The following is a 24,225-nucleotide window of genomic DNA, read 5'->3' as shown; positions in this document are numbered from 1 at the left end:
GTTGATTTTATTGGTATTTGAGACGTCTTGATGTTTCATGAGATAACACCAAATAACTTGAAATAAATAATTCCTCGTATATATAAAGAGGGAGTAACTCTTACCAACAAGCATAGGAATATGATGAAGAAGAAACTAGGTGCATTTTTTATCTTGATTATTATGACAATCTGCCATGTAGAGGCTGCCGTGGATAAAAACAAGATCGCGTATGGTGAAGACCCTAATCAATATGGCGAGCTGTATTTGCCAAAAGAGCAAGCAAAAGGCTTGGTTGTGATGATCCATGGTGGATATTATCAACCGCAATACACTTTAAGCTACTTAGAGCCTGCAACCCTAGATTTAGTCGCCCGTGGCTATGCCGTATGGTCCATTGAGTATCGCCGTATGACTCAGGGTGGAGGATGGAAAACAACGTCACAAGATATTTTAGCGGCTATTAATCACATTGATGATATTTCCGCACAATATCGTCTGCCGAAGAATATTGTCTTGGTCGGTCACTCTGTTGGTGGGCAATTCGCGCTGTGGGCGGCTTCCCGTGCCAAGCAGCCATCAGATACCTTCGGTATGTTAAAACCGAAAATTTCGGGTGTTGTCAGTATAGCGGGAGTCAGTGACCTGCTGTTGTTAGACAAAGGGCATCGCAGCGCACAAAGAGATACGCCGATTACCCAGTTTATCGGGGCTGACCCAACTGAGGCTTCTGACATCCTGAAGAAAATCTCCCCCATTGAGTTACTGCCTTTAGGTATAAAGCAGATCCTGATACACGGAGATATGGATATCAGCGTGCCGGTTGGCGTCAGTTATCTTTATCGAGACAAAGCTGTCGCAGCAGGAGATGATGTGACACTGGTCGTATTGCCACTGGCAGATCACTTTACTCTGCTCGATCCTGCACTGCCATTTTGGCAAGAAACCGTCTCTGCCATTGATACTCTGGCTAAATGAGTATGCGTTTTTTCGCGGCCAATTACCGAGGAAATCGGCCGCGTTAAAGTGTATTCCTCTTCCTTATTGAATCAAGCTCCGACAGAGCTTGATTCTCGAACTAAAAACTTTCCAAGAACCCCTGGTAAATTCATGACGTAGGATGCCCCCTTTTCCAAAGGAACAGCTATATGCTCATCGCTGATGTTATGTTATGATATAACATAACAGTAATAATTTTTCGGTGATGCCAGGATGAAAAATGCTGATCATATTCTCTGTCTCGACAGTGTTTCTCTGCTTTCTCAACGTAACGAATTGATACTTGAAAATATCAGTTTCAAAGTAAACTCGGGTGAAAGGCTCGCTATCATTGGCCCCAACGGTTGTGGGAAATCTAGCCTGTTACGTACAATTATCCGCGAGAAAGTGCATAGTAAAGGTGAAATCAGTCTGAATGGACAGCCGCTTGAGTTCATTCCTGTTCGAGAACGTGCTCAGCAGATTGCCTTTCTTTCACAGACAGATATACCTGACTTACGTTTGACGCTTGAGGAGTATGTAACGCTAGGACGTTTACCTCATGCGGGAGCCTTTCCGCATGCTAAAGAGCAAAAAATTGTTAGCGAGGCACTAAGCAATACTGGCTTGCAAACACTTAAGCACCGTCCCCTAGGTCAACTTTCCGGTGGTCAACGACAACGGGCTGCATTCGCCCGCACATTAGTACAAAATCCCTCGCTTTTATTGCTGGATGAACCCACTAACCATCTCGACCCACTTGGACGTTCGGAACTATTGTCACTGGTGAAAGAACTAGGCATTGCCGTTGTCGTTGTATTGCACGATCTGCAGCTAACAGCGGCCTTTGCAGACAAGGTGCTTGTGCTATGCAAAGGTAAACAGGTTATCTGTGATACACCGGACATTGCATTACAAAGTAGGATAACGCTCCCTGTTTTTGGTATGAAAAGCCTCAACGTTTCCCATCCAGAGAGCGGCGAGCCGCTAAAAATATTTGAAGTTCCACTTTGTGCATAATTCAAGGCTGATATCTTAATGAACAAGCTATTTCTGTTGTTGTTCCTCACCTTGGGCTGCTTCACTGCGAATTCTGCTGGCTTTCCAGTCACCATTAACAGTTGTGGTAAACCAGTGACCTTTGAGCGCCCACCTCAGCGTGCCATTATTCACGATATCAATATGGCTGAAATGGCTTTTGCCTTAAAACTTCAAAATCGGATTATCGGTCTCACTGGCATTACAGGCTGGTATAAAATGACTCCGGAATTTACCCAAGAAATGGATAACATCCCAGAGCTGGCCCCAAAATATCCGTCACTGGAAACCATTCTCTCTGCAAATCCAGACTTTTTCTTTGCAGGCTGGAATTATGGCATGCAAGTAGGTGGCGATGTCACACCTGAAAAACTTGAACAATATGGTATTCCTACCTTTGTTCTGAGCGAAAGCTGCCTGTTTGCAAGTACACAGCCCGGCAAAGCCAGCATGGATTTACTCTATAACGACCAAATAACGTTGGGAAAAATCTTTGGTAAAGAAAAGGAAGCAAAGAGACTTGTTGAGGAATGGAAATACAAGCTCCTGACCTTACCCAAACCACCGGAAGGTTCACGTCCGGCAAAGGTATTTGTCTATGACTCAGGTAAAGACAAGCCGTTTACCAGTGGTAAATACGCGATGCCAACCGCCATTATAGAAGCAGCAGGTGGAAAGAATATTATGGACTCACTGGAGGCAAGTTGGACCAGCAGTACCTGGGAGACGGTTTCAGTGGCAGAACCCGATTTTATTATTTTATTAGATTATCAAACAGGGTCTGGGGCCGAAAGTTTACAGCATTTCCTTGAATCACATCCTCTTATGAAATTAACCCCCGCAGTTAAACAAGGTAAATACCTTAAACTGCAATACGCTGAATTGACGCCAGGCCCCGCGAACATAAAAGCGATTGAAAAGCTGGCTAATGCTTTGTACGCAGGAGAGAAATCATGAGCCTCTCAAAGGGTAACTACATCCTGTTGATAGGTTGTATTACAATCCTGCTTGCCGCGTTTATGTTTTGGAGCCTGATACTGGGTACTGTTCCAATAACATCGGCACAGGTCTTATCAGCGCTGAAGATTACCGACACTGCTGTGTCTGAGCAAGTGGATACCATCATCACACAATTGCGTTTACCCAGAGTATTGCTCACCATGCTAACGGGCGCAGGGCTGGCAATAGTAGGAACACTGCTCCAAACTACCACCCGAAACGAGTTGGCTGATCCTTTTCTTTTTGGACTCTCCTCTGGTGCCTCTGCGGGAGTGGTCTTTGTGATCACTCGCTTTGGCGAGCAGTTTGGTGAATTAACACTTCCGCTGTCTGCTTTTGTCGGTGGTAGTGTATCGGCATTTGCTGTTCTGATACTTTTTCATATCAGTGACTCCCGGCGTCCTGAACACCTTATTGTCTGTGGCCTTTCCATCTCTTTTCTTTTTAGTGCACTTACCAGCTACCTTGTTTTTTCAGGCGACCAACGGGCCGCCAGTTCAGTCATATTTTGGTCGCTGGGCGGGCTAGGCCTCGCCCGTTGGGACAACTTATTTCTCCCTTTGATGAGCCTTATCCTATTGAGCTGCTTTGTCGCCTGGCGATGGAAATGGCTCGATGGATTATTGTCAGGAGAACAAACGGCAATATCGCTAGGTGTTAATGTCGCAAGACTGAGAACTGAAGCTTTTATTTGCAGTGCATTAGCAACATCTTTCCTGGTTTCACTCACCGGGGTTATCGGCTTTGTGGGCCTCATGGTGCCACATGTGGCAAGACGTATTGCAGGCGTCAAACATCTCTTAATGATCCCTCTGGCGGCACTATTAGGCGCAGTACTTCTCTGTAGCGGCGATATGATCAGCCGAACCCTTATTGAGGATCAGGAGTTACCTATTGGAATTATCACTGCTGGGCTCGGTGGCTTTTTTATCATTATTCTGCAAGTTAGACGATCTTCGTGTTAGAAAATGGTTTCTTTGCATTGTTCTCAAATAAAAGGGGAACAGCTCAGTCGCGTTAATGTTGGGCGGTTGTTGGCAAGAGGCCAATACGGCCAGATCGTTGTTTTTCATGCAACCAGAAGATAAAAGGGTTCTGCAGGGGACACGCTAAGCAATAATATCAACAGAGTAATGGAGTCGAACGAAGATTTTTCGGTTCCGAGTCATAGTCAGATAACATCATAATAAAAACAGCACGTTACCTGACTAAGACTTAATACGACAGAACCCATCAGCGGAGTAATGCAAGCGCTTTAAGGCTTTTCTGCTCAGAGAAGTAGTCAGGCGGCAGCATATTACCTCACCACTCCTTAATGCGACACGGCCTAACTGGATGCGTCAACCGTTATTTCAAGAGAGCGTGACTGTGATATAGTACGTGCTCCTTTATCACTGCTGGCCACTACTTTAAGTGTATATAACCCCGTTCCCAAGCCAGAATTAATTACGCCATCCTCACTGACGCCACCGTTGACAACTTCATTGCCTTTTAATAGCGTCCATTGATAACGAGCTTGGTCAAAATTTGCCTGCGCTTCAAACTGAACAGTTTCTTGAGATATTATGCTAGAGGGCCCCGTTACTTTCACTACAGGAGACAAGACCTGAACTTCAAGTATTTTCCTGTCTACTCCCATTTTACTTTCAGCTGTCACTTCAAAACGCGCACTAACACCTTCTACATTTTTTGGAATAATGACGTCTACTGAGGCTCCTTCCTGATTTTTAATGTATATACGGCGATCGCCAGCAATATGTTTCCACTGGTAGTTTACATTTTCCTGATTGCTGCTCGCCGTTACATTATACGCAAAACCGTAGTTATAGGTCGCAACAGCCTCTATTTTATCCCGACTCAAGTTTACCCGCAGAGCTTGCTCCTCTCCTGGCTGAGGCAATTTCATATCAGCCACTTTTTGCCCAGCGATTGTACTGAAATGCAATCCCCATTTCGTAAAGTATTCGCGCAGGTCATACCCCGCTACCTGACTGTAAGCCACCACGAGAAAATCGATTACCTGTTGTTTCGATCCCAATACATAATTAGTCTTATCTGCTCGGCTTTTACCTGGTGCAGCCTGAATGGCTTTCAAACGCAACTGGTTAACTTTAGGGAAAAAATTCTCCCCATAAGAAAAACGCAGGCGAGAGAAAAAACTCAACTTCTTGAATCCATCATTTATCGTGCTGAAATCTTGGTACTGGGTGCCTGATGCCACAAAACTTTCAACTGCCTGCTTATCCCAATTTCCGTCTTCGGCACTAATTCTTGGATGACACTGGTTAAGTGATACTTCATGCCCTTTAAACAGCTGACAAGCCTCTATCGAATAACGGTTCACCTGTATCTCAGGGAAGAGATTTAGATACTCTCTCATTGGCTCATACTGATGCCCTAGTTCGTGCCAAATACCCCAGTCATCATGCATCGAGTAAGGATGAAATCCTATACCCACATAACCATTTCTATAACCTGCATAGCAGCACTCATTATAGTTTGCGAACATTGAACCCATAGAAGAAATAAAGAGGGGGTCAGACCCATCCATACCATTTACTTTCTCATACAAGGCAATGGTACGAAGGTTAACTCCCAGTTGTTCACCAATAACTTCATTGGTACGTTGGACTATCTTATTAGGCACGACAGTATTGATACGTCCATCATAAAGAAAAGCGAAACCAGTACGGCTGGCTGTCGTCTTAGCTGCCTGCCAGTCATCTTGGGTACTTTGACCTAAGATAAAGAGATTACTTTTCTCTGCGCCACTGACTTCAAACGGAACAAATTTTCCGTTCTGTTGCTTATCGGGATCGCCGCAACCCAATAGTAAAATACCTGATTGCTTAAAGGAATAGTAGTTGTCACTATTAGCCGTGAGAGGTTGTTGATCCAAGTACATTTTGTCTGTGTTGGTAAAATCGCGCCCAGTTGCTGCATAACAGTTTGCACCATTTGGGATATTACCAACATTGATGGAAATTGTTTGTCCAACCTCACCATAGGTTCGGGTAAAAAAGAATATACCCCGCCCCATCGTTGCGTAAAGCCCGTTTACCCAGTCTTTGGTCTCATGGTGTGCTACAGGCATATTGTAGTTATCGGGCGACGCAGGAGGATACATTTCCATCGTACGTTTTAGCCAGAATAAAGGGGTGCGGCTATCCGCTGATTCTTGCAATCCCTTATTAGTATCTTGACGTAATTCTTCTAAGCTATAGCCGATATGTGGCAAGGCTTCGACAAAACCAGGATTAGCGCTAAATTCCTCCCACCATGGTGAGCTATTTGCACTTGCCACACCTGTGAATAATATGGATAAAAATACAAGTATTATTTTCACTCTTGAAATTAGTTGATTTACTTTCATAACATTCCTTTAAAATAATTGATTATTAATCTGAATATCGTTATTGAGCGATTATTCTAGTCAGGGATACTGATTTCCATCCAAGATGGAATAATAATATGGTTCTCTCACGTTATTATCTTTAATGATAATTAATGTATATAAACTGTAGAGCATCTAAAACATATTTCCTTTTTCTCATTGATTGAATCTGATGTGTAATGCGGGCTTTTAAGGTTCTCTCATGGCCAGAGTTATCATTCATGTATGCCTACAATACCAAAACAGGCGGTATACTGGCCCACACTTTAGGTCCACGAACCGATGAAACCTTCCGGGAGGTGCCGAAAGACAGGCATCTGACCGGTAAAATCTTTACTCAGCGCATTGGGTGTAACAACCTGTCGCTGAGAACCAGAATCAAAAGACTGGTCCGTAAAACCCTCTGCTTTTCACGCTCTATAGAACATCATGAAAAGGTTATCGGTGCCTTTATCAAAAAATACCTATTCTACTAATTGGATGCATTATCCTTTTTCACGTATCATTATTTTAATGATGTTTGGGATGAGCTTCTTTGCAATTATGGTGACCCATTGGGATATCCCCATTTCTGGCTGAATTATGCCAGACTTTGAATCTTGAGTGCCATTCAGTGAAAAATCACTCTTTTTATTTCTCAAATGTTTATCCAGTTTTTGTTAGCTATTGCTCTTTTTCCATAAAAAGTAAAATCAGTTTCATTTCCTATTGATATACCCAAAATAATTCGAGTTGCTTCTAGGCGGCAAGACCGCGAGTCGCTAAGAGCACAGCCTACTATGTGACTGGTGCGAACAGACGTAGCCAACACCCAAGCAACTTGAAGAATGAGGGGTATAGATTTATTTTTGATACTCCCCCTCTTTTCTTGTCTATATGCTTGGCAAGAGAATCGTACAAAAGGCGATAAATATGCCGTTTTTACGAGTTCATCCTTCATGGAAACCTCTTACTTTTTAAGTTGACTATTACTTCTGTGACATTAACCAATAGAAAACGAAAATATATAAGACACCTACTTTTAATAAGACCAATAGATAAACTTATTCCGAGGAAGACTCCATCAGGATGTGAATATTGATATTACCCTTTGCGTATACCCTATATCAATCAGATTCTAGTTAGGACTGTGTATCAGCCGAAACGATTGGAGTCTCTGCACTGAGTATATCTGCCGCCCAATATTCCGGTAATATTTCTCAACCAAACTATTCAGACAGTTACTATTCCTGATGATAGTTATCTCTTCAAAACTATAAGTTCGTGGTAAGCCTAATATATACTCCCCATAAATCCACTTTATTGGTACGTTAAAGTAAATATGTGTGATCTGGATGGCACTGTTTTAAAGATCGTAGCGCTGATAAACTTTACGCCTGTATTAGAGAGTACCCAAAATTAATGGTCGAGTATTCAATCCGGAGATTATCAGATAAACTCAGCATTTTTATCGAAGGGATGCTGATGGCTAAATAGGTGTTCTTAATACCGCTACACATCATGCTTCTGGCAGGTGGCAATGATGAGGAACGCCGACACGCCGTTAGTTCCTCCTTTTCAGCTCAATTGGGAAGTTGATGAAATGTGGTCATTTGTCGACAATAAAAAGAAGCAACGCTGGCTGTAGTACGCATTGAAGCCTCGTCTCAAACGTATTATTGCCCATGCTTTTGGTCGCAGGAGCAAGAAAACGCTTTGTAAATTACTGGGGTTGCTGTCAGGTTTTAATGTGGACTTCTGGTGCACAGATAATTTCAGTGCTTATGACGTGTTACCGAATGAAAAACACATTACGGGTAAGCTTTACACGCAACGTATTGAACATGAAAACCTGACCCTTCGCAACAGATTGAAACGACTGAACCACAAGACACTGGGATACTCAATTTAGTGGTGATCGGTGTTGTCTCCGCCACCCATACCTGGAATTCTGCGACCTTAGCAACTCATCGCGGTAAAATCTGTTTGTCTCCGACCATCCAGTTTCTTCGTGGCAGTAGCTTGGGTTAACAGCAAAGGCGGCTTGCTAGGAATGGGGGGTTGCGGAACCTTTAAGACAGCAGCGCACCAGCGTGGGCGGGCTTCGGCGAATGAGCGCCGTTGTTCTATTCTGTTTAATGTGGGTCGCCTTCCATGCCTTACAGGCATCAGAAGATATATAGTGAGCCCTTATATTTTCGCAGTTGTTAAGATATATTTTTGCTTATGAAAACTATTCATTTACAGCATAAAAATTTAAATCAATACGGGGCATCATAGGGGTTGAGTCGTTGTAAAAAAAGGCTGAATTTGAGAACGAATAAACCTTTCCCGTTAGTTTGACCATTACATGCTGACCTATAGCAGATACAGTTGCTTCACTAGTGTCTGCCGTCAAAAACGGTGCTGTTTCTTGCAGAGCCGCTAACGGACTATCCAATTTTTTGTTCAGGTAGTATCTGTAAACGTCTGTATCAGTAGCACTAGGATTATTGTGCTTGGTAATATATAACCAAAGGCCATTCGATAGTTCTTTTTTACTGTATAGGCTGTCGTTATACGGCGCCGTATCAGAGCGCCATATCAAACATCCAATAATGACAATAATTAATAGAAAAACCGTTAGGATGCGGTGAACCCACTTAATGGCCATTTTTCTCCTAATAATCAATACCTTGATGTGTCAAAAACTGGTCTCTTGGATCATCTCCGTAAGGGAATTTCTCATACCAACGCCCCCATTTTGGGTTTGATGTTCCATCCCTTGACTGTGCGAAACCTGCACCCATGAGTAGAATTTCTGAAAGGATCCCAGCAGCAGTACCTACCTCTACTCATCCCATCTGATCGGCTAAGAATTGCTGATCTGCTACTACAGCCCCACAAGATGGAACAATGTGTTCCGCAAAAAATGAATAAAGACCGACGTCTGGACATACCCACAGCGCCAGCAGCTTTTCTTTGCCTGCAACACGATACTTTAGCCGCCAGTATCTTGAGCCATTGGGGTTAACCAAAAGGTATAACCCACCACCGTCAGCGAGTTTATAGGGTTTATCCTTTGGCTTAGCAGTATCAACCTGGCGAGCGTTGAGCTTCATTGGGGTGCCACAATTAAACACAACAGAACATACCCCCACTTACCTGTAGATTTTGGGGTATATCAGTAGACGTAGGGATAGTATGCGTTGCGCTAAGACAGGCAGTATAAGGGGTTTTGGTAGACTTTAGTAGACGTTGGTGAATGAGATAATAGGAATCGAACCTACGACCTTCGCGTTACGAGTGCGCTGCTCTACCTACTGAGCTATATCGGCAATTAACATTGATGTGGATAAAGATACGGTACGCTGCACAAATTAGGCAAAAGTAAATTGTGAGTCAATAGGTAGCGTGCCACCTGCTGAATCTTTCATCATCTTTATACAATACGAATGGTTCCCTCGAAGATAGAGCGCCCTACTCTATCTTCGGTAACCAGGGTTTTAGCTGCGGACCAGATCGTCGCCGTAACCAATCCATTTATAGGTGGTCAAGGCATCTAAGCCCATCGGGCCACGCGCATGAAGTTTCTGGGTACTAACAGCAACTTCGGCACCCAGACCAAACTGCCCACCGTCGGTAAAGCGAGTGCTCGCGTTGACATACACCGCTGCAGAATCCACCGCGCGGACAAAATACTCAGCTTGGCTCAAGGAGCGCGTTAGAATCGCATCAGAATGGCTGGTGCCATGTTCACGAATATGTTCAATAGCCTGATCGATGCCATCCACCAGCGTGACGTTCAGATCCCTTGAAAGCCACTCGTCTTCATAATCCTCTGCTTCAACTGCGACTACTTTTGCAGGCCCTTGCTGCAACAACGGCATCGCGTTATCACTAGCGTGTAATGTAACACCTGCATCAGCCATACGCACACTCAGCACAGGCAGGAAGCTATTGGCGATTGCGCGGTTGACCAACAGAGTCTCTACTGAGTTACAGGCACTTGGGCGCTGGATCTTGGCGTTCTCGATAATGGCCAATGCTTTGTCGTAATCCGCACTTTCATCCACATAGATATGACAAACGCCGATCCCACCAGTGATAACCGGAATAGTCGATTGTTCCCGGCACAGCTTATGCAAACCAGCACCACCACGAGGGATAAGCATGTCAACGTAGCGATCCATACGTAATAATTCATTCACCAAAGCACGATCCGGGCTTTCAATCGCCTGTACCGCAGCAGCAGGTAAGCCACATTGTTCCAACGCTTGCTGGATCACTTTTACCGTGGCCTGGTTGGTATGGTGCGTCTCTTTTCCCCCACGCAAGATCACCGCATTACCGGTTTTCAGGCACAAGCTCGCGACGTCGATAGTCACATTGGGGCGGGCTTCATAGATCACTCCGATCACGCCGAGCGGCACACGACGGCGCTCTAACTTAAGACCACTATCCAGGAAATCACCGTCCAATACACGGCCTACCGGGTCACTCAAACTACACACCTGGCGCACGTCGTTAGCAATCGCGGCCAAGCGTGCGGGGGTTAACAGCAGACGATCCAGCAAGGCTTCACTCATCCCCAGTGCACGTGCCTGCACCATATCCTGCTCATTCGCCAGCAGAATCTCTTCACTGTTGGCCTCCAGTTTGTCGGCTATCATTGCCAACACTTGGTTTTTTTTCGCTGTGTTCAGTACCGCCAATTGCCAAGAGGCGTGTTTGGCTGCCTTCCCCATCTGCTCAAGCATGTTCAGTTCACTCCTTAACTGACGATCATATCGTCACGGTGCACGGCTACCGGGCCGTATTCATAACCCAGAATTTCGCTGATTTCCTGCGAGTGGTGGCCGGCAATCATACGCATTGCATCACTATTGTAGCGGCTAACACCATGTGCTAAATCACGGCCCGCCAGGTTGCAGATGCGAATAACTTCGCCGCGAGAGAAATCACCTCTGACCTCATGTATCCCCTTCGGCAGTAGTGAGCTGCCACGGGACATCATTGCTTCCACTGCGCCATCATCAATGGTGACTTCTCCTGCAGGTGGGGCTCCAAAAATCCAGCGCTTGCGGTTCTCCAGCGGGGTTTCCTCCGCGTGAAAACGGGTCCCCACCGGATTACCTTTAATGACTTCAGCAACTACACCAGGCTGGTTGCCAGCAGCGATAATCACGTCAATCCCTGCGCGGCGGGCTACGTCCGCTGCCTGCAATTTGGTGCCCATACCACCGGTGCCAAGGCCAGATACGCTATCGCCTGCAATCGCACGCAATGCATCGTCAATACTGTGAACTTCACGGATCAATTCTGCTGCAGGATTACTTCGTGGATCGGCGGTGTATAGCCCTTGCTGATCGGTCAACAACAGCAGTTTATCTGCTCCCGCCAGAATAGCAGCCAGTGCCGATAGATTATCGTTATCGCCAACCTTGATTTCTGCCGTAGCTACGGCGTCGTTTTCATTGATCACCGGTACTATGCGGTTATCAAGTAATGCACTCATCGTGTCACGCGCATTGAGAAATCTTTCACGATCCTCCAAATCTGCGCGAGTGAGCAGCATCTGCCCAATATGGATGCCGTAGATAGAAAAAAACTGCTCCCAGAGTTGGATCAGACGGCTCTGCCCAACAGCCGCCAGCAACTGCTTAGAGGCTATTGTGGCAGGTAATTCTGGATAACCCAAATGTTCGCGCCCAGCGGCAATCGCCCCAGAAGTCACAATAACAATGCGGTGACCCGCAGCATGTTGCTGTGCACATTGGCGTACTAATTCAACTATATGGGCACGGTTCAGACGCAGCGATCCACCGGTCAACACACTCGTGCCCAATTTCACAACCAATGTCTGGCTGCCTTTCATATCTGTCTCTTCCATTGGAATAAGAAATAATTGCAAAGAACTTTGTAACAGGAGAGTCGCGTTATGCCAACAGGCACAACGCGATTTAAACGGAATTTCTGAAGTGAAAATGATTTAAGCGAAGAGTTTTATCGGTTGATCATCAAAATCGTCCGCTGGATCCAATTGCAACTCCATAGTAGCCAGCAGTTCGCCCAAACGGCGATGGAAATCACGTAGCGTAGTTTCCAGTTTTTCCTTTACTTCTTCACTTTTGATCTTTTCCGATTTCCAACGCCCTTCCTTATCGAAAATGCCAAAATGATAAGAATAAATAAAGCGAGAACCATCAGCTTGTAATTCGAGCCACCATCCCCAGAATTCACGTTTTTCCGGCGTTGGTTTTACATTGACGCAAACCGCTAAACAATCAAAGAAAAAGCGGTCATTCTCACATTGTCCTTCTCGCAGATAAGGCCCTAGGCTAGCAAAACACTTCATTAGACGGCTTTTTGGGTGGCCACTCGGTAACGCCATTCTTCAACCTCCTGATTGTATACCTGCCTCCCTTCAAGCTGCGGGAGACATCAGGTATAATTTATTCTTTTTAGCAAACTACTGAAAATTAGCAACTGATTACCGCATTTTATCTCTAAGCCAATCACAGATTTGCAGTAAGGATTGGTGAAAACTCTGATAAACAGGTGTACGCGGGATAGAAATCAACTTACCGTTTGATGAAGAATAAACGATCAACTGCGACTCTTCCTTCGGACTCAACGGATCCCCTTCCCAGTACGCTGATAACATTGGAGTTGAACAGCGGCGACCCAATAACCCCTGATTTTTTAGAGAGTAGCTGTTCAACTCAGTTTTCAAAACGTTATCAGAGGCATTGGCCATGCCCATGCGGCTAGCCAACACATCCATATACATATCGGGAACAAGGCGGCCTTGACGTTTAGTATCACACAACAAGCTGTGTATCACGGGGCCAACACAAGCGACCCCACGCAGGCGATTCGGCTCCAAATAAGCTAACCTGACGGCAACATTGGCACCAAAACGGAAACCAAATGCGCAGACTCGCGTATGGTCAATCCAGGGTACAGAAGGGAGTTGTGCCAGCACCTGTTGGTGCAGGAAACTGGTGTCTTGCGTCAATTTCCATTTGGAAGATGAACCAATAGAGGGCATATCCATTGTCAGCATCGCTATGCCATGCGGGGCAAGATAATCCCGGAATAGGCGGTGATAATCAGTCTGTAGTGTATCAAGGCTGCCGCACATCAATACCGTTGGATAGGGTGCCTGAGTGCTATAGGGCATGTGCAGGAAACCGGCGATCGGGCTACCACCTTCGATCGGAAATTCCAGCTCTTTTAGCTGATATGGCAACAAAAGCGCCGCTTCTTCATAGGCACGATTGGAGAGCATTTCAGCCTGTTCGGCCAGTTCGTCCCCTCTCAGGTGAGGATAACCGGCAATGCTATATAAATTGGCAGCATTCAGCCAATACTGCCCCCCCAATAGAGGATCTTCCTGCCCTTGAGCTCGTTGCTGCCACTCCACTCCCTGCCGCACCCATTCGTAAATCCAGTTGCCATTGCGGTAACCCACCACGGTGTCCAACAAATGATCATCACTGTGTTCAGCATTAGAGGCTGCGATACGTGCCAACACCTCGCTTATTTCCAGTGGATCAACACCCCGCCATGTCCACAACAAATGGTTGAGCATGCGGTACCAATGACTATCGCTGGTCCCCTCCAACGCAGAATGCATGTCTGAACCAACCGCGTGGTGTACACGCGACACCAGCGTTGAAGTTTCAACATGCTTGAATGAGGGCTTAAATAGTGTTTCGGAAAGGTTGGCTTGTGCCATGGTAACAACAGCCTCCAAGGATCTTGCAGAAAGGCCTGAAACAGCCTGAAGATAGTGTAACCCAACTCAGGTACAAGACACCAAAATTACCCTCGAAGAATGCGGACAATTTACAGAATATGACGAAATCAGGTTCATTTTTGCAGCCCATCAGCATCTTGACGTAACGTGGGGATAACCTCATTTATCAAGAAGCGATTCTGCATGAGGTCTGAGAGTGCTTATGACAAAACGCCCACTGCCATCAAGGCAGGGGCGGTTAAAACACGACATTAACAGGCCATGATTAGCATCTGTTATTTACTGCCAAAAACACGATTTTCCTGCTCTGCCACTCGGATGAACGTAGTCCGCTTAGTTAACTCTTTCAGACGCTCTGCACCCACATAGGTACAGGCAGAACGCAGGCCACCAAGAATATCACGCACGGTAAATTCAACTTCACCACGCAGTGGCAGCTTAACGGTTTTACCTTCTGCTGCACGATAACCTGCAACGCCGCCTACGTGACGCTTCATAGCAGATTCTGAACTCATGCCGTAGAACAGCATAAACTTCTCGCCGTTCTCTTCAACTATCGTGCCTTCACATTCATCGTGTCCTGCCAGCATCCCTCCCAACATGACAAAATCCGCACCGCCACCGAATGCTTTGGCAACATCCCCCGGTACTGAGCAGCCACCATCGCTGACAATCTGCCCACCGAGGCCATGTGCGGCATCAGCGCATTCGATTACCGCAGAAAGCTGCGGGTAACCCACCCCGGTTTTTACTCGCGTAGTGCACACCGAACCAGGACCGATACCCACTTTGACAATATCTGCACCCGACAGTACCAATTCTTCGACCATTTCACCGGTCACCACGTTACCCGCGCAAATCACGTGATGTGGGCAAGCTTCTCGGGCTTTTTTCAGGAAGGCGACAAAGTGTTCTGAGTAACCGTTCGCAACGTCAATGCAGATGAATTTCAGTGACGTGGAAAGTGCCAGGATTTGCTGCATCTTGACAAAGTCCACATCAGAAGTACCCGTAGAAACCATCACGTTACGCAAGGTGGATTCGGGCGCACGCTGGACAAACTCAGCCCACTGCTCAACGGTATAGTGTTTGTGGACAGCAGTGAGAACATCGAAAGAGGCCAGTGCCTCAGCCATGCGGAAGGTGCCCACAGTGTCCATGTTAGCAGCAATAACAGGCACTCCGGACCAGTTCCATCCAGAGTGTTTAAAGGTAAACTGGCGGGCCAATTCAACTTCTGAACGGCTTTTCAACGTGGAGCGTTTCGGGCGGATCAACACATCTTTAAAGCCCAACTTCAAATCTTCTTCAATACGCATGACTCATGATTTCCTGGTTTTTGGCGACGGATCGCAGGGGAGTAATTCGAACCTATACACCTTCTATTGCTCAAGCTACAGCCAAACAGTCACCCATCTTCTAGCGTTTTCCCCGTTAACGCGCTGAGGAAACAATCTATCGAAAACTGATTTGAAAACGGCTTGTGATAGTCCCAAGGAGGAGGCCCGATAGCCTATACTTCAGCTCGAAGGCAATGGGTAGATAGATGCCAGTTCCAGTGACGTTATCATACGCACTAATAATTACTCGGCAAGACTGCGATTTCGCGATTATTTAGGCTACAATCCCACAAATTTACTTACGTTAATAAAGTGTGATTTCTGCCTCATTTTCTTTGTACCCTCATTCAGAGAAGCCTAGGCCGTATCTCTTGACTACACTTGCATGCAAGCGCTTTGTGACTTGGTTATTTTGTGATATCAGGACCCATACACCATGGCCTATATTGTTGCATTAACAGGCGGTATCGGCAGCGGCAAGTCAACGGTGGCGGATGCCTTTTCTCGCTTAGGTACGACCATCGTGGATGCCGATGTGATCGCTCGCCAGGTCGTAGAACCAGGTACCTCGGCGTTATTGGCCATTGTGCAACATTTTGGGAATGGCGTGTTGCTGCCAGAGGGTTCACTCAACCGTTCAGCCTTGCGTCAACGGATCTTCAGTCATCCCGACGAAAAAACATGGCTAAACCGATTGTTGCATCCATTGATTCAACAGGAAACACAGAATCAACTGGCCAAAGCCAAGAGTCCTTACGTGCTATGGGTTATCCCATTATTAGTAGAAAATGGACTACAGGATCGTGCAGACCGTGTTTTAGTGATCGACGTCGACTGCGAAACGCAATTGACCAGAACAATAGCCCGCGACAATATCAGTCGTCAGCAGGCACTGAATATTTTGTCTGCGCAGGTCTCACGTGAACAACGCTTGGCCATTGCAGACGACGTAATTGACAATAGCGGCACAGCACAAGAGATTGGACCTTCTGTTGCCGCGTTGCATCAACGTTACCTTGAGCTGGCAAAATCAGCAACCCGACAGGATTAATACCGAATGAGTGACGCTTCACCAACTGTTCTCTTTGAACATCCTTTGAATGAGAAAATGCGCACCTGGCTGCGAATTGAGTTTTTACTTCAACAGCTTCATGGCCAAAGGGCACTGAACGAAACAGCTATCGCACTCACCTTTTTTCGTACCGTTGCAGACCTGTTGGATGTACTTGAGCGTGGCGAAGTCCGCACAGAATTATTAAAAGAGCTAGAGCGCCAACAACAGAAATTATTGCAATGGGCGGAAATGCCTGGTGTTGATATGGCGTTGATCGAACAACTGCGCAGCCAGTTGAAAGCGTGTACAACCTCTCTGATGTCTGCACCACGCATGGGACAGGCACTGCGCGAGGATCGTTTGATCGGTCTGGTACGCCAGCGCCTGAGTATTCCGGGTGGTTGCTGCAGCTTTGACTTGCCCACTCTGCATATGTGGATGCACGTTTCACAGCATGAACGCGATACCGACGTTGCAGCATGGCTGAAAACGCTCGAGCCGTTGAATCAAGCACTCACCATGGTACTCGCCTTGGTAAGACAGGCTGGACAGTTCCGTAATCAGATCAGCCTAAACGGATTTTTTCAGGATAATGCTGAAGGTGCAGATTTACTTCGTTTGAATATTAATCTTGATTATCAGGTTTACCCGCAAATTTCAGGCCATAAAACGCGTTATGCGATCCGTTTTATGCCAATAGACAGTGAAAATAGCAAGGTGCCAGAACGTTTAACATTTGAGCTAGCCTGCTGTTAATACAACAAACCCCTTTATCTATACTCTAAATAATTCGAGTGGTATGAAAAGATGCAATGCGTTTTTGAACAGTTACTCACCTGCCCCAGAAGAATGAGATACAGACTTGGGCCGAGTAACTGAACACAGCCAACACACAGGCAACTTGACGTATGACGAGTATATTGGGGAGAAGAAGGAATCCAACATGATTACCGTAGTAAAGTGCCCAACCTGTAGCAAAGACGTAGTTTGGGGAGAAATAAGCCCTTACCGACCCTTTTGCTGCAAACGCTGCCAGTTGATCGACCTTGGCGAGTGGGCCGATGAAGAGAAACGTATTCCAAGCAATAACGATCTTTCAGAATCAGAGGACTGGAGTGAGGAAGACGATCGTTGATCTCTGAGTAATAGCCTGGTATTTCCAGGCCTAAAGTTATTGCGCAACGCCAGCCTGCGCGACCAGCAACTCAATTATTCTGGCATTAGCTTCAGGAAACTCCTCAGCACGCAGATCAATCTGTTTAACCCAACGTATTGGTTGGCCTTCACGACCGTAAGGTTCTCCATCCCAATCTTCTGCAAGATAGAAATGCAACGTCACGACGCGATCGCTAAATCGGTGCTCAAGTATTTCAAGCAACTGCACATGGTGAGCAACGATCCCTGTCTCTTCTGTTAATTCACGACGTAATGCCTGTTCTGGTGTTTCACCTAGTTCAATCTTGCCGCCGGGAAACTCCCAAAAACCGGCCATGTGAGAATCTACAGCTCGGCGAGTAATAAAAATTTCCTGTTGAGAATTACGGATAATACCAACAGCGATGTTTAAATGTTTCATCGCATTCTCCAGACTTTTACGTTAAAAAGGCTCAGCAAGCTGAGCCTTTATATTTAATGAGTCACTGTAATCCAACTTAGTCTTGTAAACGACCGTGGCACTGCTTGTATTTTTTGCCAGAACCGCATGGGCAAGGGTCATTACGACCGACTTTACGTTCGGCTACTATTGGTACGTTTGGATCCGTGATTGCCAATGCGTTTTCTTCCTCATGGGTCAGTTGTTGATAGCGAGCCAAACGTTCAGCTTCTTCACGGCGCTGTTGCTCCAAAGCCTCAACTTCTTCAGGCATCCGCACCTGCACCTTACTGAGCACGCTGATCACTTCATATTTCAATGATTCCAACATGTTGGCAAACATGTTAAAGGACTCACGCTTGTACTCTTGTTTCGGATCTTTCTGCGCGTAGCCGCGTAGATGGATACCTTGACGCAGGTAATCCATCGCCGCTAAGTGCTCTTTCCACAAGGAATCCAGTGTTTGCAGCATCACGCCTTTCTCGAAGTTGCGCATCATATCTGCACCGACAACTTCTTCCTTACGCAGGTATTCTGTATTCGCTGTTTCCAAAATACGCTCACGCAGCGTTTCTTCATGAAGCTCAGGTTCTTTATCTAGCCATTGGGCGATCGGCATATCCAAATCAAAATCATTCTTCAGACGTTCTTCCAGCCCTTGGACATCCCACATCTCTTCAAGCGACTGTGGCGGAATATAGCTATCAATAGTGGATTTGAACACGTCTTCACGAATGCTGGCTATCGTTTCGCTCACGTCAGAAACATCAAGCAGTTCATTACGCTGGCTATAGATCGCACGACGCTGGTCATTGGCGACGTCATCATATTCCAGCAGTTGCTTACGAATATCGAAGTTACGGCTCTCGACCTTACGCTGCGCATTGGCGATAGCCTTGGTCACCCACGGGTGTTCGATGGCTTCCCCTTCTTTCATGCCCAGCTTACGCATCATGCCAGATACACGATCCGAAGCGAAAATACGCATCAACGCATCTTCCATAGACAGATAGAATCGTGAGGAACCCGCATCCCCCTGACGGCCCGAACGGCCACGCAACTGGTTATCGATACGGCGTGACTCATGGCGCTCAGTACCGATAATGTGCAAACCACCCGCAGCTAATACGGCATCATGACGGATTTGCCAAGCCTCCTTAATCGCCGCAATCTGCTCTTCTGTTGGATTTTCCAGATTGGCAATTTCAGCCTGCCAACTGCCACCCAACATGATATCAGTACCGCGGCCAGCCATGTTCGTCGCAATAGTTACCGCACCTGTCTGACCGGCTTGCGCTACGATATCTGCTTCCATAGCGTGGAATTTAGCATTCAGAACCTTGTGCTCGATGCCGGCTTTCTTAAGCTCACGGGAAACCACTTCTGATTTCTCGATTGAGATCGTCCCTACCAGTACCGGCTGACCATTAGCCGTCCGCTCGCGGATATCTTCTATGATCGCGGCAATCTTCTCTCTTTCAGTCATATAGACCAGATCCGGCATATCTTTACGGATCATAGGGCGGTTGGTCGGTACAACAATGGTATCCAGCTTATAAATCGAGCTGAATTCGAATGCTTCCGTATCCGCTGTTCCGGTCATACCAGCCAGTTTCTCGTACAAACGGAAATAGTTCTGGAAGGTTATCGAAGCTAGAGTCTGGTTCTCATTTTGGATCTTAACGCCTTCTTTCGCTTCTACGGCCTGGTGCAAACCATCAGACCAACGACGCCCCTGCATTGTACGCCCTGTGTGTTCATCCACAATGATGACTTCGCCATCTTTTACAATGTAGTCAACGTCACGGGTAAACAGAACATGGGCACGCAGCGCAGCAGTAACATGGTGCATCAGCATGATGTTGCTCGGTGAATAGAGAGATTCCTCTTCATTCATAATACCGGCTTCCATCAGCATCTCCTCAATCAGGACAAGACCACGCTCAGTCAAATGAACCTGACGCGCTTTTTCATCAACCGAGAAGTGCCCCTCTCCTTGGAAGGTTTCCGAGTCTTCCTTTTCCTGACGGATCAAATTAGGGATCAGCTTGTTAACACGAATATACATCTCTGAACTGTCTTCAGCAGGGCCAGAGATAATCAGTGGTGTACGCGCCTCGTCGATCAGAATAGAGTCAACTTCGTCCACCAACGCATAATGCAGTTTGCGCTGTACCCGATCTTCAGGGCTGAACGCCATATTGTCTCGTAAGTAGTCAAAACCGTATTCGTTGTTAGTACCGTAAGTAATATCGGCAGCATAAGCTGCACGCTTAGCAGGTGCGGGCATGCCAGGAAGGTTAATGCCAACCGTCAGACCAAGAAACTCGAACAAGGGGCGGTTATTTTCAGCGTCACGCTGCGCCAGATAATCGTTGACGGTAACAACATGCACACCACGGCCACTCAAAGCATTCAGATAAGCAGGCAAGGTTGCTGTCAGCGTTTTACCTTCACCGGTACGCATTTCCGCGATGCAACGGTTATTCAACACCATACCACCCAGCAGTTGCACGTCGAAATGACGCATGCCAAATACTCGCTTGCTGGCCTCACGTACCACTGCAAACGCTTCTGGGATAAGTTTTTCCAATGCTTCACCGTTTTTCAGGCGTTCGCGGAATTCGTTGGTTTTGGCCTGCAATTCGGTATCAGACAGTTTTACCATGTCTGATTCCATACTGTTAATCTGTTCAACCACTTTGCGCATGCGACGCAGGGTACGATCGTTACTGCTACCAAAAACTTTGGTCAATAATTTAGTTAACATGATTCTCAATATCTCTTACGCTGCAGCAGAATATCTGCCATCAACAGACTGTTATTTTAAGGTTTTTTCCCCAAGGGCGAATATCAGTTGAGAAGGCCTGGTCCAGCACGAATTCCCTGCACTTGAGCGAGCCAAAGCCCTGCATGATGCTGCGCCAAAGAAGGAACTATAGAACGATGCGTACTACGAATTATAGCTGGCGGTTTTGACTCATGAGTTAATAATGCGTTGAGTGTAGAAAGCAGTGCCAGTTGAACCACCTGCAACGGAGATTCAACCGTGTCATTATCTGCTTCTTGTACACGTGCATAAACAGCCTGCGGTGCAAGAGCAAAAGAGAGGTGACGAATAACAGTTCTAAGTGCATGCTGTTGCCAGTAATCAACGCTAATCGTTGTTCGACGATGCACTTCTTGCAGCAAAGCCAGGCTGCTAAAAGCATGGCTAGGCGAATTTTGTCGGTTAAGGCTGGATGACGAGCTTGGTAATGCAGTTTGATCAGCTGTGCCAGCAAGATTTTGCGGTACGCCAAGCGTAGCCGCAACCATTCCTAACAGGAGATGGGGCCAGAAATAACGTCTGCCAAATTGTCGCCAACGATTTAGAATACCGATCACAAGTTTATTATCCGCCGGAGCCTGTTATGCGCGATAGCCGTCCACAATTATTAGATGTCCTTTTCGACGACGCGTCTGCAGCAGATAAAGGACCGCTGCATAACGTTCAGCAACGCGCCGTTGCGCTCCTGAAGCTCAATCGTGCAGTGAAAGGTTTATTACCTGCTCAGCTGCATCCCTGGTGCCGTGTCGCCAATTTCCGACAGGGTATTTTAGTGCTGGAAACCGCAAATGCCAGTTGGATGATGCGCTTACGCTATGAACAACCTAGCCTGTTATCCGCACTACGCGCACAAATTCTACCATCATTGTCGTCAATCGACATCAGGATTAATCCAGCCTTAATGGCAAAAGGAAACAGCCAGGTGCAAAGTACTACAAAAATGGCAGAAAATGAGCAAAAAAGTGTACCTTTGAGCCAGCAAAGTGCGGATTCACTAAGGGGATTGGCTGCACGCAGCCCAGAGAAATTACGTATGATATTAGAACGACTGGCAGCGTTGGCAGGAGAGAGAGCCAACGCTACCAGTCATGATAAATAATAATAGCGGTGTCGGTTTACGCCAACACGGTCGATGGAGCCTTGAATGCCAGAGGCATTTCTGCTTCATCCTGGAATGTCACATATTCCCAAGCTTCCTGTTTCGCAAGAACAGCTTGCAGCAATTTGTTATTCAATGCATGACCAGATTTGTACGCAGTAAACGCGCCAATAATGTTATGACCACACATGAACAAATCACCGATAGCATCCAACATTTTATGGCGAACGAACTCGTCCTCGAAGCGCAGGCCGTCTTCATTTAGGACACGATAATCGTCAACCACAATGGCGCAATCGAAACTGCCCCCCAGGGCAAGACCACGAGATTGCAGATATTCAATATCACGCATGAAACCAAAAGTGCGCGCGCGACTGATTTGACTCACAAATGAATCTGCCGAAAAATCAAGACGATAGCGCTGGGTGCTAGCATCAATCGCAGGATGATTAAAATCTATAGTGAAATCTAAGCTGAATCCATTGTGCGGAGACAACTCGGCCCACTTATCACCATCTTCAACACGCACGGTATCTTTCAGTCGCAGGAACTTCTTCGCCGAATTCAACTCTTCAATGCCTGCATCCAACAGCAGAAAAACGAACGGGCTGGCGCTACCATCCATAATCGGAATTTCAGCAGCGTCAACTTCAATAATGATATTGTCGATGCCCAAGCCTGCCAGGGCAGCATTAAGATGTTCAACGGTAGAAATACGCACGTCATGCTCATTGACCAGGCAAGTACAGAGCATGGTATCACGCACGGATTTTGCATCAGCCGGAAAATCAACCGGTGGATTCAAGTCAGTGCGACGATAGATGACCCCGGTATTAGCCGACGCTGGGCGCATTGTCAAAGTAGCCTTTTTGCCGGTATGCAAACCGACACCAGTCGCCTGAACAATACGTTTTAAAGTCCTTTGTTTGATCATCGTGTTATCTCGCAGTGTTATCAATCCTACCAGCCCAGCATATAGCAAGGCTAGCGGAAAAGTGTAGCACAAAAAACGGAGATTCCAAATTATCGGGATATTCCTAGTCAGCCTGTTTGCGCAGGAAGGCTGGGATGTCCAGATAGTCAGGCTCTTTATTTGGCTGCGCGTTCTGATCGTTCACCACCTTAGCTACAGATTTAACTTCCTGTTGCAAGGGTGACATTCCGTGCTGTTGGTAACGATGCTCCATCACTGACTGGCTGGACTGTTTGTTAGTTACCAGAGTGATTTCTGGACGCTTATCCATACCGATACCAGTCGCAACAACGGTGACACGCAGCTCATCGTTCATTTCCGGATCCAACGAAGTACCGATAACCACCGTCGCATTATCAGAGGCGAATGCACGAATGGTATTACCTACAGTCTCAAACTCATCAAGACGCAGGTCAAAACCGGCTGTTATGTTAACCAACACACCACGGGCACCAGAAAGGTCGATATCTTCCAGCAGCGGGCTGGAAATTGCCATTTCTGCGGCCTCTTCAGCACGATCTTCACCACTTGCCACACCGGACCCCATCATCGCATAGCCCATTTCGGACATGACAGTACGCACGTCGGCAAAGTCGACGTTCATCAATCCTGGACGGGTGATCAGTTCAGCAATACCTTGCACAGCACCTTTTAGCACGTCGTTAGCTGCGCCAAACGCATCCAGCAGTGAAATGCCACGACCCAGAACTTTCAGCAACTTGTCATTCGGAATAGTGATCAGTGAGTCGACGTGTTTGGACAACTCTGCGATACCCTGCTCGGCAAATGCCATGCGCTTCTTGCCTTCAAAGTTGAAAGGCTTGGTCACCACGGCCACGGTCAGGATACCCAGATCTTTTGCCACTTCGGCAACAACGGGGGCTGCACCTGTGCCTGTACCACCTCCCATGCCAGCCGCGATGAAGACCATGTCTGCACCTTCCAGAGCGGTGCGCAGGGCTTCACGATCCTCTTCGGCCGAATTTCTGCCCACCTCCGGGTTAGCACCAGCCCCTAGCCCCTTGGTAATACCACTACCGATCTGGATCGTTTGGCCAACTGCCGTTTTGCGTAATGCCTGGGCGTCTGTATTAACGGCAAAGAATTCAACACCTTCGATACGCTCACGCACCATGTGTTCAACGGCGTTGCCACCGCCACCGCCGACGCCGATGACTTTAATCACCGCGTCATTGGTTAGTTCCATTGGTTCAAACATAGTTT

General features: G+C 46.7%; 20 protein-coding genes, 1 tRNA gene and 4 pseudogenes. 10 read left to right on the top strand and 15 right to left on the bottom strand.

Annotated elements, in window-relative coordinates:
- Window positions 1–120: 120 nt before the first annotated feature.
- The 4 genes from OK023_RS03135 (at window position 121) to OK023_RS03120 (ending at window position 3,959) form a co-directional block, all read left to right on the top strand.
- A complete protein-coding gene (locus OK023_RS03135; RefSeq protein WP_317694734.1) occupies window positions 121–957 on the top strand; it encodes an alpha/beta hydrolase in 837 nt (278 codons plus the stop codon).
- A 234-nt stretch (window positions 958–1,191) separates the two neighbouring features.
- Complete coding sequence (locus tag OK023_RS03130; RefSeq protein WP_317694733.1) at window positions 1,192–1,977, top strand: ABC transporter ATP-binding protein; 786 nt, start codon at window positions 1,192–1,194, stop codon at window positions 1,975–1,977.
- Between the two features lie 18 nt (window positions 1,978–1,995).
- Entirely contained in the window at window positions 1,996–2,952 is a 957-nt protein-coding gene (locus tag OK023_RS03125) for an ABC transporter substrate-binding protein (protein WP_317694732.1), read from the top strand.
- Entirely contained in the window at window positions 2,949–3,959 is a 1,011-nt protein-coding gene (locus OK023_RS03120) for an iron ABC transporter permease (RefSeq protein ID WP_317694731.1), read from the top strand. Before OK023_RS03125 ends, OK023_RS03120 begins: the two co-directional genes overlap by 4 nt.
- Window positions 3,960–4,321: 362 nt before the next feature.
- Here the strand turns inward: OK023_RS03120 and OK023_RS03115 are convergent, their stop codons facing one another.
- Window positions 4,322–6,367, bottom strand: coding sequence for a M60 family metallopeptidase (locus OK023_RS03115; RefSeq protein ID WP_317694730.1), 2,046 nt, complete (start codon window positions 6,365–6,367; stop codon window positions 4,322–4,324).
- A 245-nt stretch (window positions 6,368–6,612) separates the two neighbouring features.
- Between OK023_RS03115 and OK023_RS03110 the strand changes: the two are divergent.
- Both OK023_RS03110 and OK023_RS03105 read left to right on the top strand, forming a co-directional pair.
- A pseudogene (locus tag OK023_RS03110) lies at window positions 6,613–6,864 on the top strand (IS1 family transposase); the annotation flags it as partial.
- A gap of 1,082 nt (window positions 6,865–7,946) precedes the next feature.
- Window positions 7,947–8,279, top strand: a pseudogene (locus OK023_RS03105) (IS1 family transposase); the annotation flags it as partial.
- Window positions 8,280–8,600: 321 nt separating this feature from the next.
- On the opposite strand, the gene OK023_RS03100 reads toward OK023_RS03105, so the two are convergent.
- The 9 genes and pseudogenes from OK023_RS03100 to OK023_RS03060 all read right to left on the bottom strand — a co-directional run bounded on the left by OK023_RS03100 (window position 8,601) and on the right by OK023_RS03060 (window position 15,430).
- A complete protein-coding gene (locus OK023_RS03100) occupies window positions 8,601–9,020 on the bottom strand; it encodes a hypothetical protein (protein ID WP_317694729.1) in 420 nt (139 codons plus the stop codon).
- Window positions 9,021–9,027: 7 nt separating this feature from the next.
- Window positions 9,028–9,183 (bottom strand): annotated as a pseudogene (locus OK023_RS03095) (hypothetical protein); the annotation flags it as partial.
- Window positions 9,184–9,285: 102 nt separating this feature from the next.
- A pseudogene (locus OK023_RS03090) lies at window positions 9,286–9,468 on the bottom strand (Arm DNA-binding domain-containing protein); the annotation flags it as partial.
- Window positions 9,469–9,611: 143 nt separating this feature from the next.
- Window positions 9,612–9,682 (bottom strand) — tRNA-Thr (locus OK023_RS03085).
- A gap of 170 nt (window positions 9,683–9,852) precedes the next feature.
- Window positions 9,853–11,106 carry a glutamate-5-semialdehyde dehydrogenase gene (gene proA / locus OK023_RS03080; RefSeq protein WP_317694728.1) on the bottom strand — a complete coding sequence of 418 codons (1,254 nt, stop codon included), beginning with the start codon at window positions 11,104–11,106 and terminating at the stop codon, window positions 9,853–9,855.
- A gap of 14 nt (window positions 11,107–11,120) precedes the next feature.
- Window positions 11,121–12,224, bottom strand: coding sequence for a glutamate 5-kinase (gene proB / locus OK023_RS03075; protein WP_317694727.1), 1,104 nt, complete (start codon window positions 12,222–12,224; stop codon window positions 11,121–11,123).
- Window positions 12,225–12,338: 114 nt separating this feature from the next.
- Window positions 12,339–12,740, bottom strand: coding sequence for a sigma factor-binding protein Crl (gene crl, locus OK023_RS03070; RefSeq protein ID WP_317694726.1), 402 nt, complete (start codon window positions 12,738–12,740; stop codon window positions 12,339–12,341).
- 99 nt (window positions 12,741–12,839) lie between these two features.
- Complete coding sequence (gene frsA, locus OK023_RS03065) at window positions 12,840–14,090, bottom strand: esterase FrsA (RefSeq protein WP_317694725.1); 1,251 nt, start codon at window positions 14,088–14,090, stop codon at window positions 12,840–12,842.
- A 296-nt stretch (window positions 14,091–14,386) separates the two neighbouring features.
- Window positions 14,387–15,430 (bottom strand): GMP reductase, encoded by a 1,044-nt coding sequence (locus tag OK023_RS03060; protein ID WP_317694724.1) that lies wholly within the window; start codon window positions 15,428–15,430, stop codon window positions 14,387–14,389.
- A gap of 457 nt (window positions 15,431–15,887) precedes the next feature.
- Here OK023_RS03060 and coaE point away from each other — a divergent pair, with 457 nt between their 5' ends.
- From coaE to yacG, 3 genes are all read left to right on the top strand, one after another.
- Window positions 15,888–16,502, top strand: coding sequence for a dephospho-CoA kinase (gene coaE, locus OK023_RS03055; protein WP_317694723.1), 615 nt, complete (start codon window positions 15,888–15,890; stop codon window positions 16,500–16,502).
- A 6-nt stretch (window positions 16,503–16,508) separates the two neighbouring features.
- Entirely contained in the window at window positions 16,509–17,261 is a 753-nt protein-coding gene (gene zapD, locus OK023_RS03050; protein WP_317694722.1) for a cell division protein ZapD, read from the top strand.
- 187 nt (window positions 17,262–17,448) lie between these two features.
- Entirely contained in the window at window positions 17,449–17,640 is a 192-nt protein-coding gene (yacG, locus tag OK023_RS03045) for a DNA gyrase inhibitor YacG (protein WP_317694721.1), read from the top strand.
- 36 nt (window positions 17,641–17,676) lie between these two features.
- Here the strand turns inward: yacG and mutT are convergent, their stop codons facing one another.
- The 3 genes from mutT to secM form a co-directional block, all read right to left on the bottom strand.
- Window positions 17,677–18,081, bottom strand: a complete 405-nt coding sequence (gene mutT, locus OK023_RS03040) for an 8-oxo-dGTP diphosphatase MutT (RefSeq protein WP_317694720.1) — start codon at window positions 18,079–18,081, stop codon at window positions 17,677–17,679.
- A 76-nt stretch (window positions 18,082–18,157) separates the two neighbouring features.
- Window positions 18,158–20,869, bottom strand: coding sequence for a preprotein translocase subunit SecA (secA, locus tag OK023_RS03035; protein ID WP_317694719.1), 2,712 nt, complete (start codon window positions 20,867–20,869; stop codon window positions 18,158–18,160).
- An 83-nt stretch (window positions 20,870–20,952) separates the two neighbouring features.
- On the bottom strand, window positions 20,953–21,486 hold the full coding sequence (secM, locus tag OK023_RS03030) for a secA translation cis-regulator SecM (RefSeq protein ID WP_317694718.1): 534 nt from the start codon (window positions 21,484–21,486) through the stop codon (window positions 20,953–20,955).
- A gap of 26 nt (window positions 21,487–21,512) precedes the next feature.
- On the opposite strand from secM, the gene OK023_RS03025 reads away from it, so the two are divergent.
- Window positions 21,513–22,028 (top strand): DUF721 domain-containing protein, encoded by a 516-nt coding sequence (locus OK023_RS03025; protein ID WP_317694717.1) that lies wholly within the window; start codon window positions 21,513–21,515, stop codon window positions 22,026–22,028.
- A gap of 16 nt (window positions 22,029–22,044) precedes the next feature.
- On the opposite strand, the gene lpxC is transcribed toward OK023_RS03025, so the two are convergent.
- Together lpxC and ftsZ are read right to left on the bottom strand one after the other, a co-directional pair.
- Window positions 22,045–22,962 (bottom strand): UDP-3-O-acyl-N-acetylglucosamine deacetylase, encoded by a 918-nt coding sequence (lpxC, locus tag OK023_RS03020; protein WP_317694716.1) that lies wholly within the window; start codon window positions 22,960–22,962, stop codon window positions 22,045–22,047.
- 103 nt (window positions 22,963–23,065) lie between these two features.
- The gene (gene ftsZ / locus OK023_RS03015; RefSeq protein ID WP_317694715.1) at window positions 23,066–24,220 is read right to left on the bottom strand and encodes a cell division protein FtsZ; all 1,155 of its coding nucleotides are present in this window, start codon (window positions 24,218–24,220) and stop codon (window positions 23,066–23,068) included.
- Window positions 24,221–24,225: the final 5 nt, after the last annotated feature.

This window comes from Serratia sp. UGAL515B_01, assembly GCF_033095805.1.
Lineage (GTDB): Bacteria > Pseudomonadota > Gammaproteobacteria > Enterobacterales > Enterobacteriaceae > Chania.
The sequence above is the reverse complement of the archived record's forward strand: the minus strand, read 5'-3'. Positions and strand labels throughout refer to the sequence as shown.

Coding starts and splice junctions, on each gene's coding strand:
- proA (WP_317694728.1), bottom strand. CDS start 11,106: ATGCTTGAGCAGATGGGGAAGGCAGCCAAACACGCCTCTTGGCAATTG.
- OK023_RS03135 (WP_317694734.1), top strand. CDS start 121: ATGATGAAGAAGAAACTAGGTGCATTTTTTATCTTGATTATTATGACA.
- coaE (WP_317694723.1), top strand. CDS start 15,888: ATGGCCTATATTGTTGCATTAACAGGCGGTATCGGCAGCGGCAAGTCA.
- proB (WP_317694727.1), bottom strand. CDS start 12,224: ATGAAAGGCAGCCAGACATTGGTTGTGAAATTGGGCACGAGTGTGTTG.
- yacG (WP_317694721.1), top strand. CDS start 17,449: ATGATTACCGTAGTAAAGTGCCCAACCTGTAGCAAAGACGTAGTTTGG.
- zapD (WP_317694722.1), top strand. CDS start 16,509: ATGAGTGACGCTTCACCAACTGTTCTCTTTGAACATCCTTTGAATGAG.
- secA (WP_317694719.1), bottom strand. CDS start 20,869: ATGTTAACTAAATTATTGACCAAAGTTTTTGGTAGCAGTAACGATCGT.
- crl (WP_317694726.1), bottom strand. CDS start 12,740: ATGGCGTTACCGAGTGGCCACCCAAAAAGCCGTCTAATGAAGTGTTTT.
- lpxC (WP_317694716.1), bottom strand. CDS start 22,962: ATGATCAAACAAAGGACTTTAAAACGTATTGTTCAGGCGACTGGTGTC.
- mutT (WP_317694720.1), bottom strand. CDS start 18,081: ATGAAACATTTAAACATCGCTGTTGGTATTATCCGTAATTCTCAACAG.
- OK023_RS03130 (WP_317694733.1), top strand. CDS start 1,192: ATGAAAAATGCTGATCATATTCTCTGTCTCGACAGTGTTTCTCTGCTT.
- OK023_RS03100 (WP_317694729.1), bottom strand. CDS start 9,020: ATGGCCATTAAGTGGGTTCACCGCATCCTAACGGTTTTTCTATTAATT.
- OK023_RS03120 (WP_317694731.1), top strand. CDS start 2,949: ATGAGCCTCTCAAAGGGTAACTACATCCTGTTGATAGGTTGTATTACA.
- frsA (WP_317694725.1), bottom strand. CDS start 14,090: ATGGCACAAGCCAACCTTTCCGAAACACTATTTAAGCCCTCATTCAAG.
- ftsZ (WP_317694715.1), bottom strand. CDS start 24,220: ATGTTTGAACCAATGGAACTAACCAATGACGCGGTGATTAAAGTCATC.
- OK023_RS03025 (WP_317694717.1), top strand. CDS start 21,513: ATGCGCGATAGCCGTCCACAATTATTAGATGTCCTTTTCGACGACGCG.
- OK023_RS03115 (WP_317694730.1), bottom strand. CDS start 6,367: ATGAAAGTAAATCAACTAATTTCAAGAGTGAAAATAATACTTGTATTT.
- OK023_RS03060 (WP_317694724.1), bottom strand. CDS start 15,430: ATGCGTATTGAAGAAGATTTGAAGTTGGGCTTTAAAGATGTGTTGATC.
- OK023_RS03125 (WP_317694732.1), top strand. CDS start 1,996: ATGAACAAGCTATTTCTGTTGTTGTTCCTCACCTTGGGCTGCTTCACT.